The sequence below is a fragment of the Rummeliibacillus pycnus genome, from assembly GCF_050459865.1.
Taxonomy (GTDB): Bacteria; Bacillota; Bacilli; order Bacillales_A; family Planococcaceae; genus Rummeliibacillus; species Rummeliibacillus pycnus_B.
In genome coordinates this window covers 22,935-41,309 of record NZ_JBCMNM010000046.1, presented here as the reverse complement: position 1 = coordinate 41,309, position 18,375 = coordinate 22,935, and the positions used below count along the sequence as shown (strand labels likewise).

Sequence of the window (18,375 nt, the reverse complement as noted above, 5' to 3'; positions counted from 1 at the left end):
CCACGGAAAGCGGAGCTAATCCCACTTCATTAAATAGCAGATAATTAGAAGAGCATTGATGAAAACTCCCCAATATAAAAAAAGGACTCATAAGTGAAAGTAATCACTTATAAAGTCCTTGGTATACTTTAAATGTATTTCTTAAAGTAAACTATATAATTTAATATCTGGATTTTTATCATGGAACCAGCGCATTGCAAATTCGTTTTCAAATAGGAATACAAAATTATCAAAACGGTCATGCACTAGCACGCTACGAGGACCTGACATTGATTCTTTAACATCTTCTTCGTTTTCAATCCATCTAGCCATTTTATTGCCAATTGGTTCCATACGAACATCAACATTGTATTCGTTTTTCATACGATTTTCGAATACTTCAAATTGAAGTTGACCAACTGCACCCAGAATGATGTCTTCTGTGTGTAATGTTTTATAGTATTGAATAGCTCCTTCTTGTACAAGTTGTTCAATACCTTTATGGAAGTGTTTTGATTTCATAACGTTTTTTGCAGTTACACGAACAAAAAGTTCTGGTGTGAATTGTGGTAATTTTTCGAATTGGAATGATTTTTTACCACCTACAATGGTATCACCAATTTGATAGTTACCTGTATCATATAAACCAATAATATCCCCTGCAACTGCTTCGTCTACAGTTTCACGGTCATCCGCTAAAAACTGAGTAGATTGTGTTACTTTAAATGATTTATTTGTACGTGTTAACGTAACATTCATACCACGTTCAAATTTACCAGAAACAATACGGACGAAAGCAATACGGTCACGGTGCGCTGGATTCATATTCGCTTGGATTTTAAACACAAATCCTGAAAAATCATTATCTAAAGGTTCCACTATCGATTCATCTTCTGTTAAACGAGGTTGTGGCGTTGGTGCAAATTGCAAATATGTTTCTAAAAATGTTTGAATACCAAAGTTGGTTAATGCAGAACCAAAGAATACTGGTGTAAGCTCACCTCTGATAATTCGTTCTTTTGAGAATTCATTTCCTGCTTCATCTAAAAGCATGATATCATCCATCGCTTGTGTGTAATAGGATGTTTTTTTCATATCATGTTCAACAGCAAGCTCACCATTTTCATCTAATGGTAAGAAACGATCTTCCTCTTCTGTACGGAATTGTTCTATACGCTTGTTATATCGGTCATAAATACCAAGGAATTCTTTTCCCATACCGATAGGCCAGTTCATTGCATAAGCTTGAATACCCAATACTTCTTCTAGCTCTTCCATCAATTCAAGTGGTTCTTTCCCTTGACGGTCTAATTTGTTGATAAAAGTGAAAATTGGAATACCACGCATACTACAAACTTTAAATAATTTTAATGTTTGTGCTTCGATCCCTTTGGCAGCATCGATAATCATTACTGCGCTGTCTACAGCCATTAATGTACGATACGTATCTTCGGAGAAATCTTGGTGTCCTGGTGTATCCAGAATGTTAACACGACAACCAGAGTAGTCAAATTGCATAACTGAAGATGTAACAGAAATCCCACGTTGTTTTTCAATTTCCATCCAGTCAGATGTTGCAAATTTCCCTGATTTTTTTGCTTTAACAGTACCCGCATCACGAATGGCACCACCAAAGTATAGTAATTTTTCGGTCATTGTCGTTTTACCAGCATCCGGGTGGGAAATGATGGCGAAAGTACGACGAGCTAATATATCTTGTTCCAAGTTCGAACTCATGTTTTCTAACTCCTCTATTCCATTCTTGTTATATATAAAAATATCCAAATAAAGACATCTTTTTTTCTACACTGGATATCACGTTCCTTAACTATTTTAAATGCCTATTTATCTATTTTAAACAATTATCTTCAACTTCAAAACTTAACCTTTCAATTATAACAAAAAAAGTGGAGATATTAATACCCCCACTTATAACGATTGACTTATTTTTTTATGATTAATTTCTGTCCAATGTAGATTAGATCAGACTTTAAGTTGTTCCAATTCTTAATATCTTCTACTGAGACACCATATACTTTAGAAATAACAGAAAGAGAATCGCCACTTTGAACAATGTATTTCTTTGTATTAATCGATTGAATTGAATTTGAAGTATTAGAAGAATTCGTTACTTTTTTTGGCTTTTCGATTTTTATTTTTTGCCCAACGTAAATCAAATCGGATGTCAGTCCGTTCCACGTTTTTAAGTTTTCAACTGTGACATTAAATACTTTTGCAATAACGTGCAATGAATCACCACTTTTAACTATATAAGTAGTTGTATTATTTGATTTTATTGAAGCTTTAGAAATAATCTTTTTGTTACTTGTAGAATTTCCTTTAATTTCTGTCGTTTTATTAATCGATGTAGGTTTACTTACATTCAATTTTTGACCAACATAAATTAAATCTGTTTTTAATTTATTCCACGTTTTTAAATTTTCTACTGATGTATTATGTTTTAATGCTATTTTTGATAATGAATCGCCACTTACTACTACATAATACTCGATCTTATTTGATGAAGTTGTTTTTTCCTTTAATGGCTTATTCGTGTTCTTTTTAGTCGTTACACTACTTTTTTTATAAACAGTTTGTACTGATGATGATTTACTTACATTTATCTTTTGACCTATGTAAATTAAATCGGATTTTAAATGATTCCACGTCTTTAAATTTTCTACAGTCGTATTATTTTTTAGTGCAATTTTGGATAGTGTGTCACCACTTGCTACTGTATATGTTTTCATATTTGTTACGTTTTTATCAGTAGTTATTGATTTTTTTGAAACTCTACTTGGTTTTGCAACTGTTTTTACTGTCGATGAGGGTTTGCTAACATTCAGTTTTTGACCTGCATAGATAAAATCTGTTTTTAAATTATTCCATGCCATTAAATTGGATACGGTCGTATTGAAATTTAGGGCGATTTTAGATAGTGTATCACCATCAACAATTGTATATGTACTTTCTGTTACTTTTATCGAAGTATTAGCTACTCTTTCTTTACTACTACTTACATTCGTTTTAAGGGGATTTGTAGCAGATTTTTCATTTGATTGGCTTTGCTCTACTTGAGTCACTTTCGAACTACTATTCTGATTACTAACTGAAGCTAAGGTAATGCTAGGAATTGTAGTTGTACTGATTACTGCTGATATGCTTGCAATTAATAGCTTGTTTACATTTCTTTTTTTAACCATATTTGTTATTTTATTATGAATAAATCCATAATTCTCCTCGTTTTAATTTACATGTATCATATCATCTTTCTATCATTTATCGACATAATTCAATAAAAATCATAAAAAAATACTACAAATGTTATAGAACATCTGTAGTATCATTAATCTTTATTTACTATTATGAATAATCGTTATTTACTAATATTTTTGAATTTCTTTCTAGCTGCTTCCAGGGCGATTTCAGCATCACTATGTGGGTATTTTGTATTTGCAATGATTTGATAATCTTCGTGTCCTTTACCAGCGAAAATAATCATATCATCTGGTTCAGCTATCTCTACAGCATAGCGTACTGCTTCTGCACGATCGCCAATACATTTGTAATGATCATGTTGCATCCCTTTTTCAAGGTCATTCATGATACTTTCGTATTCTTCATATCGTGGATCATCTGTAGTTAAAATAACATAATCTGCACGTGAAGCTTCTTTAGCCATATCTGGACGTTTAGATTTATCACGATTACCACCTGTACCGATTAAGAAAATAAGTTTGTTTTTCTTATATGGTATTGCAGCTGTTATTGCTTTTTCGATTGCATCAGGTGTATGTGCATAATCTACAAACATATTAATCGGTAGATCTTTTGTTGAAACTTGTTGCATACGTCCTTTTACAGGTCCCATTACTTCTAATTGTTCGATAATATCTTTTATTGGATAGCCTTTACAATAAAGAGCAGCTGTTGCAGCTAATGCATTATAAACATTAAATTCACCTAGTAAGTGTAATTGTACTGGGAACGTACCCTCTGGTGTAACCATATCAAAATATGTCATATGGTCATGATATTGACAATTAATACCTCTGAATATGGCATCTTCATTTTTTAAACCATATGTCCAAATTGGGAATGGTGTTAGGTCTGCATATTTTTCTGACCAAGGATCATCAGCATTCAATACAGCATGTTTATCCTGTTCAAGATCTTGTCCTAGTTGTGAGAACAGCAAACCTTTTGCATTTCCGTAGTTTTCCATTGTGCCATGGAAATCTAAATGGTCATGTGTTAGATTCGTGAAGATTGCGACATCAAAATCAACTCCTGCTACTCTTCCAAGTACAAGTCCATGAGAAGATACTTCCATTATCATTCCTCGACATCCTTCTGCTCTTGCACGGAAAATCATTTGCTGAGTTGATAAAGCATCACTTGTTGTGTTCCCAGATTCGTATAGGATGCCATTTAAGTTAAAACCAATTGTCCCTTTCATAGCGGATCGAATACCTAAACCAAGTAAGATATTTTCAATCATCGTAGCAACACTTGTCTTACCATTTGTTCCAGTCACGCCGAACATTGTAATATCCTTTGATGGATAATCAAAAAATTTAGCAGCTAGTAGTCCGAGCGCTCTATTTGTATCTTTTACGATTACTTGTGCGATATGATCTTCTAAATCTAATTGACGTTCTGTTACAACAATGATTGCACCGTTATCAACTGCCTTTTGTGCAAAGTCATGACCATCAACTGTGTAACCTTTAATACAGACGAAGATACTTTTTGGTTGAACACTGCGTGAATCAATTGCAATGTCTTTAATATTTTCAGGTAATGTACCGATAATTTTTTTTATAGGTAAACATTGTAGTAATTGTGTTGCTTGCATAATTATAGTTCCTCCTATTATTCATCAATCATAGATGATGTAACATACGCAAGCAGTAATGCAGCTGTATTGCGTAGTGAATCGACATGAGTTCTTTCATAAGCATGTGAAGACTCAATACCAGCACCAAATAAAGCATGTCGAACATCATAACCTGCTCGAATGGCAGCTGATGCATCTGAGCCATAATATGGGTATATATCTAATTTATAATCTATTTTATTTGCTTTTGCGAGTGATACTAACTGTTGTGTTAGCTCATAGTGATATGGACCACTTGAGTCTTTTGCACAAATCGAAACAGTATATTCATCTGAAGCTTGTCCATCGCCTATTGCACCCATATCAACAGCGATATATTCCACAACTTCATCAGGAATGCTTGCATTACCACCATATCCGATTTCTTCATTATTTGAGATGTAGAAATGTGTAGTATAAGGTAACTTAATTTTTTCTGTTGTTAATGTTTTTAGTAGTTGAAGCAATAAAGCGGTACTTGCTTTGTCATCTAAATGTCGAGATTTTACAAATCCCGTTTCTGTTACTTCAAAACGTGGATCAAATGATACAAAATCCCCTACTTCGATTCCAATTGCTCTTGTATCATTCGCATTTAATACTTTTTCATCAACACGTACTTCAATATGTTCATCATTACGTGGTAAATCTCCAGCCCCTTTATAAACATGAACAGACGTTTCGTGCATTAAAATGGTGCCTCGAACTTTCTTTCCTGAAGCAGTATGAATTGTACAATATTCTCCTTCTACCGCATTCCAGTTGAAACCACCCACCATTGATAATTTTAATCTACCACTTGATTTTATATCTTTTACCATTGCACCTAGAGTATCGACATGTGCTGTAAGTAAACGATGACGTTCATTGTTTTCCCCTGGAATTGTAGCGATTAACGCCCCTTTGTTTGTTTGTTTAAATTGTACACCTAATTCTCTCAAGATTCCTGACATAAATTTCATAATGTCCATTGTATAACCTGATGGACTTGCAACATTAGCTAGTTTTTTTAGTAACTCAACTGTTTCCTTTTCATTAAAAGTATTAGTCATTGCAAAGCCTCCTACCTATTTGTTTTCATAATATCAAAATATGACATTTTACGACACAGCTAAATCATGTATTATAGTATTAATACCATATTCGAGGTGTCTTTATGAAGCACACTACTGATTTACAGAAAAGAAATCAATTTGTGTTATTTATCCTAATAGCCATTATCGTTATTCGCACAATGATTTACTTTTTGGGATTACAAGAAAATAAAATATCCCTTCCCAATTTATCTATTTTATATTGTCTAGGTATCATTATACTTACATGGTTAAAAGTAGATGAACGATTAATATGTATCCTTCTAGCAATTGGATTAAATGGTGTTGGTCTAATGATTAACTTACACTCCAGTTACACTCACCAATTAATCTTTCTTATTTTACTACTTTTTGTTCTCTCTTTATATCAGTCATTTTGGTTAAATTTCGTAATGATGATTGTGACAATGGTGGAATTTTATTTATTATTAAAATATCATTTTAATAATTTCTCACATTATTATAATCAATCTGATATCACGATTTTCTTTCTTCATATTTGCTTTTTTGCGGTAATCGCTATTATACAAAGTTCATATATGAATCATAGATGGAAGAAAGTAGAACAAGAAGCCAATAGTAAAGAACAGGAATTGTTATCAAAGGAAGGATATCTCAAACTATTCTTTGAAAATGCCAAAGATAGCATTGCTGTGTTCGATTTAAATAATCGTGTAATTGCAGTAAATCCTGCATTTGAAAAACTTTATGGATGGTCTAAAGAAGAATGTATAGGAAAACCTATTCCTTTGGTACCTCCAGAAAATATAGATCGTGCAAACGAACGGATTTGTAGAATGTTAAATGGCGAAAGTTTTGATTTACTTGAAACAAAAGATATGAAAAAAAATGGTACGCTTTTCGATGCAGAAATCACACTTTCACCTATTTTTGATACCGAAGGCAAAATTATTGCAACTTCTGTTATTACACGTGATATTTCATATAAAAAAGAAGCCGAACAAATTCGTATCCAATCTGAAAAGTTAAAAATGGCGGGTGAAATTGCTGCAGGTGTTGCACATGAGATAAAAAATCCTTTAACTGTTATCTCTGGTTTCGTTCAAATGATGAACAAAGATCAAAATTCGCCCTATAGTTTTTATACAAATTTAATCACCTCTGAAATTGATCGAATAAATTTGATAATTAGCGAGTTCTTAGTATTATCTAAACCCCATTCAATGAATCCAATAGAATTTAAGCTCGATAAAGTGATTTCTGATATTTTAGCATTGTACAAACCTGAGCTACATTTAAGAAACATTACTTTATCTGAACATTGGAATACAAAGAATATGGTTATTAAAGGTGATGCAAATCAAATTAAACAAGTGTTTATCAACCTTATCAAAAATGCAGTAGAAGCAATTGAAAGTGATGGAGATATTACGATTACGTTCGATAAAACTTCAGGACAGTATTGTAAGGTTAGTATAGAAGATACAGGATCTGGTATGAAAAAAGAAGTGGTCGATCATATATTTGAACCGTTCTATACAACAAAGCCTGAAGGAACTGGATTAGGTATGATGATTACTGAAAAAATTATTCAAGAACATAGCGGTCAGATCAAAATTGATAGTACATTTGGAGAAGGTACTGACATTACAGTTTACTTTCCATTATCAACAAAATAAAAAGAAGGATTGTCCAAAAGCTGTTTTCGTCTTTGGGACAATCCTTTTAAAAATGCTTTCGATTTCAAGTCATCCATCTCTTGTGGAGGCTAAACGGCACTTTTTTTTAATGTAAAAGAGTTTTCACTAATCTTGCTTTTTGTTTATATGGCGGGAATAGTAAGTTATTGGCTAATTTTGTTGATTTTTTTAAAATTGATTTTGGGTGTGTGAAGCATTCAAAACTTGCTTTGCCATGGTAATTATGCACGCCTGAAGTACCCACTCCTCCAAACGGTAGATGAACGCTTGCAACATGAGTAATTGTATCATTGATACAACCGCCTCCAAATGGTAATTCATCCAAGAAATATTGAATTGCTTTCTCTGTTTCAGAAAAGAAATATGCTGCAAGTGGTTTTGGCTTTTGTCGAATTTGATGAATTACTTGAGGTAAATCATCATAAACTAGTATTGGCATTATTGGACCGAAAATTTCATCTTCCATGATGGGACTACTCCAAGTAATATCTTGTAAAATAGTCGGTTCAATATATAAGTCATCACGATCTGTTTGACCACCGAATAAAATATTATCCTGTTCTAGATCCAATAAATTTACCAAGCGATTAAATTGCTTCGTATTAATAACACGTCCAAAATCAGGGCTTTCTTGTATATTTTTTCCATAAAATTTTTGCAATGTTTTTTTCAAATGTCGGATAAAAGGAACCTTTATAGACTCATGGACAAGCACATAATCAGGTGCCACACAGGTTTGGCCAGCATTAGTGAATTTTCCCCAAACAATTCGTTTCACTGCAACTTCTATATTTGCTGTTTGATCAACGATTGCTGGGCTTTTCCCACCCAGTTCTAATGTATAAGGTGTTAACCTTTCTGCACACGCCTTCGCTACAATTTTTCCTACAGCTATGCTACCTGTAAAGAAAATATAGTCAAACGAAGCATGAATAAGTGCAGCCGTTTCTTCGACTTCACCTTCCACCATGCAGATATATCTTTCTTCAAATGTTTCTTGAATAATTTTCTTTAAAATTCCTGCTGTATGTGGCGCTGACTCAGAAGGCTTAACAATAGCAGTATTTCCCCCAATAATCGCACCAACTAATGGTTCCATCACTAGTTGAAATGGATAATTGTAAGGTCCAATGATGAGCGTTACACCATAAGGCTCTCTCACAATAAAACTTCTTGCAGGTTGAAAATGAATCGGTGTGGAAACCGCAATTGGATGCATCCAATCCTCTAGATATTTTAGCATATAACTAATACTATCTAGTACCAATCCCACTTCTGTTGAATAGGCTTCAAACTCACTTTTATGCAGATCATCATACAATGCCTGAATAATATCTTTTTCATAACGATTAATAGCAGCCTTAAGTTTTCTTAACTGTTCTTTACGAAATTCAATCTTTTTTGTGGCACTTGAAAAAAAATAATTACGCTGTTCAGCTATCATTAGTTCTACATCTTGTGCAGTAAAATTCGCCATTTAAATCCTCCTTCAACGTATAAAAAAGGCTCAGTCACCCATACTATTCTCAGCTACATAGCTTATCGATTTGCCAGCACGTACTGTCTTTTTTCAAATTGTACCATTTGTGAATTTTGAATTCTACTCGCGAAGGGAGAACAGACTATGTTAAAAACAGAAACTTGGTGGGAATCACTTTTTACAGGAGACTTGTCAATTGGTATTTCGTTAGAGCGTCAAAAGGAATTAGAGGAAGAGGAATTTTTGTATTTACGGAACTTAGGTGAAATAAATAACAATGATGAAACCTCAACTTAGCTTTTCCATTTTCTAGTGGGCTGTCTAATATGACTTTAAATATTATTAGGGCAGCCCAATACTTTTTCATCTTCTAAAGGTGGGCAACTATGAAAAACAGCTTAAATATTTACATACAAGATATAAAAAGCATTGGTACTAACTGGGTGTCTGCTATCATCATTTGTGGGCTTATCATATTGCCTTCTCTTTACGCATGGCTGAATATCGCTGCAACTTGGGATCCATATAGTCAAACTAATCAAATTCCAGTAGGGATAGTCAATGAAGATATTGGAGCAACATTGCAAGATCAATCATTTAATGCTGGAGAAGAACTTATTAATAATCTAAAAAATAATAGCGACATGAACTGGCAATTTACCAATCGAAAACAAGCACTCGAACATCTTAATAATGGTGATTATTTTTCAGTCATTATTATTCCTAAATACTTTTCTCAAAATCTTGCTACAGTTATTAATGAACATCCACAAAAAGCACACCTTGAATATTATGTAAATGAAAAAATCAATTCTATTGCACCTAAGATTACGAGCAGTGGTGCAAGTGTTCTTGTTGATACAATGAGTACCCAATTTATCGGTAATGTCAATGGTACCATTTTTGAAATTTTTAACCGCCTTGGTATTGCTATGAAACAGGACTTACCTGATATCGAAAAATTCAAGGAATATGTATTTACTCTCGAAACGAATTTACCCTTAATTTACAGCAAACTAAAATCTGCACAGCAGGATGTTAATAATGCTAGCCAAATCATTAATCATGCAAAAGAAGAGATTCCTAAAGCAAGAGCACTGACTTCTCAAGGACTTTCAACTGTTAATGATACAATTCATTTTATTAATCAAGCAGAATCTAAACTAAATGCAATTGCTCCTAAAGTAAAAAAAGACATGCAAACTGTACAAAAAATCGCAACAGATACCAATAATTTACTAACACAATTGAAACAATCTGATATCAGCTTTTCAGATATTGATACAGTCAAAAACAAATTAGATACCCAAGTAACCGATGCTCTCAATAATTTAACATCGATAAATGAACTTCTCCTTTCACTAAAAAAATATAATGAAGAAAATAATGTTACTACCGATACAAAAAATTTAAATCAGGCAATTACACAAACGGAAAATGCACGTACCATTTTAAGTGATGCTCAAACAAATGTCCGTAGTATCGACAAGATAATCGGAAATAAAGAACAACAAATCACAAATTCTATCAATCAGCTCCAACAAATTGCTTCCAATACATCACTGGGAATAGATGATTTTATAAAGGAATATACACAGACTGTCGAACCAACGATATTGGATCAGGTCGGTAGTGCAAAGCAAACATTGATGGGTGCGAAGGAAGTTCTCACAGATATTCAAGGGACCATTCCTCAGATAGAATCGCTATTAAATCATACAAATGGTTTTATTAACGATACAAAAAAGGGAATAAATACATTTATTGGTGAATATCCAATAATAAATGACAGTGTGCATCGTTTGGCTAATCGAATTAGAACTTTCGAAAAAGAAACTAATTTAAATAATATAATTCAATTATTGATGCATAACCCCACAGCCGAAAAATCATTCTTTGAAGAACCTATTCAAATGAATGAACATCGAGTATTTCCTATTGAAAACTATGGGACTGGTATGTCACCATTCTATACAGTTTTGGCTATTTGGGTTGGCTCCCTATTTCTAATTTCACTTTTAGCATTCAATACAAATGAAGGCTCTGAATTTACCTCTCGAGAAGTTTATTTCGGGAAATTACTTACTTTCTGGACAATCGGTCTGCTCCAAACAATTATTATAGTACTTGGCAATCTTTTTATTTTAAAGATATCTGTTCAAGACCCATTATGGTTTTGCCTATTCTGTTTATTTATAAGCCTTGTGTTTATGTCTATAGTATATACGTTAGTATCTTTATTTGGAGATGTCGGAAAGGCGTTATCCATCATTCTGCTTGTTTTACAACTTGCTGGTTCAGGTGGAACATATCCAGTGGAGCTTCTACCGAAGTTTTTCCAATTGATTAACCCATTTCTGCCTTTTACTTATGCGATTTCAATGGTAAGAGAAGCAGTAGGAGGAATTATCTGGTCGAAAATAGCAACAGATTTTCTTTTCTTATTTGTTGTCTTATTGGTAGTCTTATTAATCGGGTCTATTTTCAAAAAGCCACTTAATAAGTTAACTCAGAAAATGCTTCACAAGTCTAGAGAATCAGGTCTTTTTCATTAAGGCTCTATTTACACAACAAAGTATTTATAAACAACAAAAAAAGGTTAACACAAACTCTATTAGTAGAAAGCGGATAGATTCTCTGTCATGTATCCGCTTTTATATATAATTTTTTGTAATATTGACTTTTGCTCTTTACAAAATTATGATTGACTATGTTCTTATATAGATAAGACTCAATAATCTCAAACATAAACCTCACACAATTTAATGTGAGGTTTATGTTTTTTAAATTGTTATTAACACAATAAATGACTTCCTATCTTACGAAAAAAATCTTATTTTAAAGATTTATCAAAATATGTGTGACAAAATATCTGGTTTCTGCATGATGTGGAATTAGCTTCGCTTTCCGCGGGCGAGCGTTGAGCCTCCTCGGCAGCTCTAGCTGCCTACGGGGTCTCACCTGTCTCGCTTTCCCGCAGGCAAAAATTGCTCCTGCATCGCTTCGCTAGCTTCGTCGCAGAAAATTCTTCTTGTTCCTGCAGAACAAAAAGAATTTTCGCTAATTCCACATCAACAAAGATAGCTATACAAGATTTTCATTGAGAATTGGCAACTCTTTTTACTTTTTCATTCCCTACACTACGTTCCTGCAGTGATTTCAGCTCAAGCTTATCCCCAGGAATATGAATAAACCTCACTGAATTAACACCGCACGAAGGAAAAACGAATGCATTTTCGAGGATTCGCCGTCTTTCGCTCCACAATGACCAAAATTAGATATCATTAAATTTCCGTATATTTTATATGAATTTTGCATTATGAAATTGTATCAGTTTAATTGTTTTAATATCCTTAATTCCATATTGGAACATATTTCTCCCATGTTCAGGGGTGTTTCAAAATAAACTGTTCTTTTCCACAAAGTTTTATCCTTGTTTTTTTCACGAAATAAAAAAATACTATTCTTTAACTTTTAATTTTCGACAATAGCCAAAAAGTATCATTGCTTTTTTATAATTCCATTGTATAATACTATATTAGGTGCCAAACCTAAGTGATTTTTACTTTGTAAATAATCACAAAAAAGAACTCCATAACGGCACGGATTGCCGGGAGTTCTTTTCTTATGAGCAGGCAGATGAGCGCCTGCTTTTTTTATTTGAAGCGAAATGATTACGAATTTCCCCTTCACCTACCAGAAACCCCTCTTCGAAATGACTTCATATAGTTATCCAATACATATTCATATATAAAAAAACTGCCACCAGCCAATTTTCGATAGCTGTTGACAGTCGTTGGAAATTTATTAAAAGATCATATTTAATATAAAGTAACATACAGCTGCTAATGTAGCTGCTATTGGCATTGTTATAATCCAAGTCATGACAATCTTACGTGCCACTCCCCATTTAACGCCTTTTACACGTTGAGCAGACCCTACACCCATAATAGCTGAGGAAATTACGTGTGTTGTACTTACTGGTAAGTGAATTAATGTTGCACCGAAGATAACAGATGCTGAAGCTAAATCAGCTGCTGCACCATTAACAGGTCGCAATTTCATAATTTTACCACCAACTGTTTTGATGATTTTATAACCACCGATAGAAGTTCCAAGACCCATTGCAATAGCTGCCGCAACTCGTACCCATAATTGGATATCGTCAGTTGTTTGCCAACCAGCTGCAATTAACGCCATTGTAATAATCCCCATAGCTTTTTGTGCATCATTCGTACCATGTGTAAAGGATTGAAGTGCTGCCGTGCAAATTTGTAATATACGAATACCTTTATTTGTTTTATATAAATTAGCTTTTCTGAATATGACTTTAAATAGTGTCATCATTAAAAAACCAGCTGCCATCGCAATAAATGGTGATAGTATTAAAGCCTCTAAAATTTTAATAAAACCACTATAGTTCAAAATTCCAAAACCTGCAGCTGCAATGGCTGCACCGGCTATAGCACCAATAATAGCATGTGAGGAACTAGAAGGAATACCGTAATACCATGTAACCAAGTTCCAAATGATCGCAGCAATTAATGCAGCTAAAATCACAAGTGCGCCGTTCGATAATGCATAAGGGTCTACAATATCTTTTGTTATGGCTTTGGCTACTCCAGTAAAAGTAATCGCACCAATAAAGTTCATAGTAGCGGCCATTAATACAGCTACTTTAGGTGGCAACGCTCTTGTTGAAACGGATGTTGCAATAGCGTTAGCTGTGTCATGAAAACCATTGATAAAATCAAAAGCTAGAGCGAAGATTACGACTAGTACGGTTAATATAACTATTGAATCCATTCGTATTTTCGCTCCTTAAGCATTACGCATAATAATTGTTTCCATCGTGTTCGCCACGTTTTGACAATCATCTGCAATATCTTCAAGTTGTTCATAAATATCTTTTAACTGAATAATACGGATTGGATCTTTTTCATGTAAGAATAATTGTTTGATGGAAGTACGTAACACTTCATCACATTTACTCTCATAATCTTTTATTAAAATAGCATTTTCACGCATGCTAGATAAATCTTTCTTTTGTAATTTCTCCATTGCTTTTACAACTTCATCTGTACTTTTTACGATATAACTGATGAATGTATTCATTGACTTGTCTGGTTCAGTTAATGCAAACATATCAAAATGTGCGATACATTCTTCCATACCATCAAGAACATCATCCATACTATTTGCTAAAGCAAGGATATCTTCTCTTTCAATAGGGGTCATAAATGATTTGTTTAGCATAACAATTAATTCATGAATCAGAGTATCTCCATCTGTTTCATATTTTTTCATCCGAGTACTAATTTCTCGTAGATCCTCTAAATTCTGTATACGAAAATCATTGGCATAGTGTATTGCCTCTTGAACGTTGACTGAAATTTTTGCTAATACTTCAAAAAATGGATCTTCTTTCTTTCGACTAAACATAAATTCCTCCTGAAAAAGTTAGTGTCAAAACATTGTCGTTTTGAGCGCAAAAATATCTTAACAATAAATTAATATTTTTTCTCGTAAATTTACACTAATTAACGTAACGTTTACAATCTTGTAACATAAGCGTTCACAAAATAGAAAAAAACAAATAATTTATTTAGTAAAAAGCATCCCATTTCCAGCATAATATTAACTTAGAAAGAATTTTAAAGTACGAGCAAGCATTGATATAACTAAAATCCAAGTACTTTCACAAGTAATATGAACATGTCAATAATATTTATTTCTTGGTTAATTCTATTTAATCTTCTATTGTAAATTTAGTATTAATTTGTCATTTACAATTTACAAAAATATTCTTTCAGCTATCAACACGCAAATATTTAAAACTAAAAAAGATACGTAAAATATTTACGTATCTCTCTATTGTTCTAACAAATGTTGAATTTCGTTATATTTATCTAACCACCATTTACCATCTTGTTTATGGATTGTGCTTACACCACCATTTGATAGACGCGCACTTTGAGGGAATATTTCAGCATTTTCTACCATTGAAAAAAGTGTATGAATCACAGCACCATGTGTTACTAATAGTACTTTACCATTAGGGTATTGATCATGAATTTTTTGTAACCCACTTGCTATTCTTTCTATCAACTGATCAATTGTCTCCTGATCTGGATATTCTTTGTGTGGATATTCTTTTATTCGTTCTTCATATGTCATCCCCTCTGCCGCTCCAAATGTCCGCTCAGCAAATTCCTTTAAAGGAATAAGTGGTAACTTCAACGTTTCATTCATAATCGTTGCTGTAAGCATTGCTCTTTGCAAGGTGCTGGTAAATATTGCATCGCATTTTATTTGTTCAAAATAATTTCTACATATGGTTGCCTGTCGTTTTCCTCTGACGTTTAATGTCGTATCTGTACCCCCTTGGAGTCTACCTTCACAATTCCAATCCGTTTCACCGTGGCGCACAATATATATTTTTGTCATACACACACCCCATTATCTAGTATGAGTAACATCGTACCATAGAATTTGGAAATAGCTCTACAATTTTTCCTAGATTATTCGTATAAGCCATACTTTCTTTCTAATCTCCCCAAATAATTATCTTTAGACAACGTCCTTTTCAAAAAAAATAAGGAATATCAATAAGTCGATTAATCTACTTACGATATTCCCATAAAATTTGCAGTTTACTATATATTATTGGGGAAAGGTATCAAAATATCTAACGTAGCAATTCTTGAGCCTGACTCCTTTTCCGGATGCTCTTGCGGTTACTCGTCACAGAGAACATACCAACACTTAAACAAAATTAGCTTGCTTTAGTAAAGCCTGCTTTTTTTGCTTCTTCTTCTGTGCAAAACATTCTCTCTGCCTTTACAGCATCATAGTTATTCATACCAGGTAAATGGTACAATTTTTTTCCTTTACTATTAATATTCCCTTTTATTTCACAAGTTACTCCTGCTTTATCATTTGTGCTACTATTTTGTAATTGATTTGATGTAGAAGATTCATTTGTAGAAATACCTTTTGATGAAGCCTTATCTGGGCTCCAATTTTTCACAGCCGATTTAACAAATCCACGATCTGTTACATAACCATCATATTGCCAAATACCTTTTTTCTCTTTTTTTGTTTCTTCTTGAATACTCTTATACTTGTCCTCATATTTTGTATTAGGTTCATAAATATAACCGACACGCACAAGCCCTTCACGAATAAGTTGTTCTTGTACACTTTTTCCATCTGCATAGACATATGCTAATAAACGCCCATACTTGTCTTCTTTACCGCCGACATCAAATTCTAGCGAAACATTTTTTGCATTATTTAAAATTTCTCTATTTCTAGCTTGCGCTTCACGACCGAATGGTTGCTCACCTAATTTTTTATGGTACATTTCAGGCGCATCAACTAATAGATATCGAACTTTTTTTATTTCACCTTTATATTTAACTTTAATCGTATCACCATCCATCACACTGATAACTTCAACTGAAACACGATCTTTATCCTTTTTAGTTTTGGATGTTTGTCCAATTGTACATCCTGCTAAAACAAGAAATATTAAACCACATAAAATAATCATCCACAATTTCATATTTCACCATCATTTCTATTTTGTTGAATTTTTCTAATATTCTTTTGAACTGTTTGTTTTATATTATTGATATTCATCTCAGATTCGCTATAGGCTGACGCTTTTCGTGTGTGAACCAATAAGGCTCATCAGAATAAAAATTTCCGCTACACTCACTTACTTTGTCTTGTATAGCTCTCTTTTCCGAAGAGTCGCAGCCTTTCGCTCAAGTCAAATGTATGAAGAACTCAACAAAATCATCTACCTTAGCCTTAAAATTAACAGCGCCAAAATTATTAATTGGCGCTGTCCCTTTGCTAAACTTTATCTCTACCAACTATTGATTCACCTGCTTCTTCTAAATCACGAATACGGTGAGCTAATCGAGAAGATGCTGATGCAGCAATACTCCCCACTAAATCATCTAAAAAGGTATGCACACCATTACCGGTTTTCGAATCAAGTTTTTGAATAATACCTGTTTTCTTTTTATCTAAATGACCATATGTCGTTACTGCTATACTTCCGTACGTAAGCACAGAACCAATTGCCAGTGTTTCGTCGACTCCAAATAGACTTTCATCCGATTCAATTAACTGTTGAAGTGGTTGAGATAACATTCTTTTCTCTGCTAGTTCATCTAACTCAATTCCAACAAGTAGGGCATGCTGAACTTCTCTTTTGTTTAAAACACGCACTACTGATTCTACACAATGATTTATTGTTAACCCATTATTATAAGGGTATTGCATTTCATAAACAATTTCTGCAATATCGTGGATTGTTACTCCACGACGTTCCAATGCTTCTCGTGCCGCTTTCGCCACAGTTTCTGAAGACACTTTAAGTTTTTCATTATACATTGATAAACCTCATTTCTAGTTAATAATTCAGTCTATCTACTATTATACCTTTTCGAACTCATATGTTACAATTTCCCTACATACACATTAAAGGAGTGTTCAATGTGGGACAAGGTACCATTACAGATATTGAATTTTACAGTGAGGCTCTACAAGAAAAAGTGGAATTATTAATCTATATCCCAGCAAATTATTCTCCCTTTTATAAATATTCCATTTTAATTGCTTCAGACGGTAAAGACTATTTTCAGTTAGGTCGTATAAGTCGAGTAGCTGATGAGTATTTAGCCAGTGAAGAAATTGAAAATTTAATCATCGTTGGCGTTCCTTATAAAAATGTTGAAGATCGTAGAAGGAAATACTTACCTAACGGTGATTTGCATGATGCTTATTTACGTTTCTTGGCACATGAACTTGTGCCTTATATAGACGAACAATATTCAACTTATCGAATGGGCATGAGTCGTGCACTCATTGGAGATTCACAAGCAGCAACCGTATCATTGCTTGCTGCAATCGCATATCCCAATATTTTTGGAAAAGTAATTATGCAATCTCCTTTTGTAGACGATACAATACTACGTAAAGTTCACGAAGTAAAAGATCCACATGCTTTCTCTATTTACCATGTTGTGGGGTCATTAGAACATGAAGTGGTAACAATGGATAAAACCATTAAAGATTTTCTTACACCCAATCGAAACCTTCATCAATTATTGATTGACAAAGGTTTCACTACTTTTTATGAGGAATTTGAGGGACAACATACATGGAAATACTGGCAGAAGGATTTAAAAAGAGCAATTAAACAAAAATTTGGTCAATAGGATAGTTATCGCATTTCACGATTAAGTTTTTCTGCTATACTGAAAA

Annotated in this window: 14 protein-coding genes; 4 read left to right on the top strand and 10 right to left on the bottom strand. The window is 33.4% G+C overall.

The window, feature by feature from the left end; translation table 11 throughout:
• Positions 1 to 141: 141 nt before the first annotated feature.
• The 4 genes from ABE048_RS11220 to ABE048_RS11205 all read right to left on the bottom strand — a co-directional run bounded on the left by ABE048_RS11220 (position 142) and on the right by ABE048_RS11205 (position 5,910).
• Positions 142 to 1,716, bottom strand: coding sequence for a peptide chain release factor 3 (locus ABE048_RS11220; RefSeq protein WP_430311363.1), 1,575 nt, complete (start codon positions 1,714 to 1,716; stop codon positions 142 to 144).
• A gap of 206 nt (positions 1,717 to 1,922) precedes the next feature.
• Positions 1,923 to 3,182 carry a LysM peptidoglycan-binding domain-containing protein gene (locus tag ABE048_RS11215; protein WP_430311362.1) on the bottom strand — a complete coding sequence of 420 codons (1,260 nt, stop codon included), beginning with the start codon at positions 3,180 to 3,182 and terminating at the stop codon, positions 1,923 to 1,925.
• Between the two features lie 173 nt (positions 3,183 to 3,355).
• Complete coding sequence (locus ABE048_RS11210) at positions 3,356 to 4,837, bottom strand: UDP-N-acetylmuramoyl-L-alanyl-D-glutamate--2,6-diaminopimelate ligase (protein WP_430311361.1); 1,482 nt, start codon at positions 4,835 to 4,837, stop codon at positions 3,356 to 3,358.
• Between the two features lie 17 nt (positions 4,838 to 4,854).
• Positions 4,855 to 5,910: a M42 family metallopeptidase gene (locus ABE048_RS11205; RefSeq protein ID WP_430311360.1), complete on the bottom strand. Its 1,056-nt coding sequence runs from the start codon at positions 5,908 to 5,910 to the stop codon at positions 4,855 to 4,857.
• A 104-nt stretch (positions 5,911 to 6,014) separates the two neighbouring features.
• On the opposite strand from ABE048_RS11205, the gene ABE048_RS11200 reads away from it, so the two are divergent.
• Positions 6,015 to 7,592: a two-component system sensor histidine kinase NtrB gene (locus ABE048_RS11200; protein WP_430311359.1), complete on the top strand. Its 1,578-nt coding sequence runs from the start codon at positions 6,015 to 6,017 to the stop codon at positions 7,590 to 7,592.
• A gap of 106 nt (positions 7,593 to 7,698) precedes the next feature.
• Here the strand turns inward: ABE048_RS11200 and ABE048_RS11195 are convergent, their stop codons facing one another.
• Positions 7,699 to 9,090 carry an aldehyde dehydrogenase gene (locus ABE048_RS11195; protein WP_430311358.1) on the bottom strand — a complete coding sequence of 464 codons (1,392 nt, stop codon included), beginning with the start codon at positions 9,088 to 9,090 and terminating at the stop codon, positions 7,699 to 7,701.
• Positions 9,091 to 9,237: 147 nt separating this feature from the next.
• Here ABE048_RS11195 and ABE048_RS11190 point away from each other — a divergent pair, with 147 nt between their 5' ends.
• Both ABE048_RS11190 and ABE048_RS11185 read left to right on the top strand, forming a co-directional pair.
• Entirely contained in the window at positions 9,238 to 9,390 is a 153-nt protein-coding gene (locus ABE048_RS11190) for a hypothetical protein (RefSeq protein WP_430311357.1), read from the top strand.
• A gap of 89 nt (positions 9,391 to 9,479) precedes the next feature.
• Positions 9,480 to 11,648: a YhgE/Pip family protein gene (locus ABE048_RS11185; RefSeq protein WP_430311356.1), complete on the top strand. Its 2,169-nt coding sequence runs from the start codon at positions 9,480 to 9,482 to the stop codon at positions 11,646 to 11,648.
• A gap of 1,252 nt (positions 11,649 to 12,900) precedes the next feature.
• On the opposite strand, the gene ABE048_RS11180 is transcribed toward ABE048_RS11185, so the two are convergent.
• From ABE048_RS11180 to ABE048_RS11160, 5 genes are all read right to left on the bottom strand, one after another.
• Complete coding sequence (locus ABE048_RS11180) at positions 12,901 to 13,899, bottom strand: inorganic phosphate transporter (protein WP_430311355.1); 999 nt, start codon at positions 13,897 to 13,899, stop codon at positions 12,901 to 12,903.
• Between the two features lie 15 nt (positions 13,900 to 13,914).
• The gene (locus ABE048_RS11175) at positions 13,915 to 14,535 is read right to left on the bottom strand and encodes a DUF47 domain-containing protein (RefSeq protein WP_430311354.1); all 621 of its coding nucleotides are present in this window, start codon (positions 14,533 to 14,535) and stop codon (positions 13,915 to 13,917) included.
• Positions 14,536 to 14,964: 429 nt separating this feature from the next.
• Positions 14,965 to 15,540, bottom strand: a complete 576-nt coding sequence (locus ABE048_RS11170; protein ID WP_430311353.1) for a histidine phosphatase family protein — start codon at positions 15,538 to 15,540, stop codon at positions 14,965 to 14,967.
• A gap of 328 nt (positions 15,541 to 15,868) precedes the next feature.
• A complete protein-coding gene (locus ABE048_RS11165) occupies positions 15,869 to 16,660 on the bottom strand; it encodes a thermonuclease family protein (RefSeq protein WP_430311352.1) in 792 nt (263 codons plus the stop codon).
• A gap of 296 nt (positions 16,661 to 16,956) precedes the next feature.
• Positions 16,957 to 17,502 carry a phosphatidylglycerophosphatase A family protein gene (locus ABE048_RS11160; protein ID WP_430311351.1) on the bottom strand — a complete coding sequence of 182 codons (546 nt, stop codon included), beginning with the start codon at positions 17,500 to 17,502 and terminating at the stop codon, positions 16,957 to 16,959.
• A 104-nt stretch (positions 17,503 to 17,606) separates the two neighbouring features.
• On the opposite strand from ABE048_RS11160, the gene ABE048_RS11155 reads away from it, so the two are divergent.
• Positions 17,607 to 18,329, top strand: a complete 723-nt coding sequence (locus ABE048_RS11155; RefSeq protein ID WP_430311350.1) for an alpha/beta hydrolase — start codon at positions 17,607 to 17,609, stop codon at positions 18,327 to 18,329.
• Positions 18,330 to 18,375: the final 46 nt, after the last annotated feature.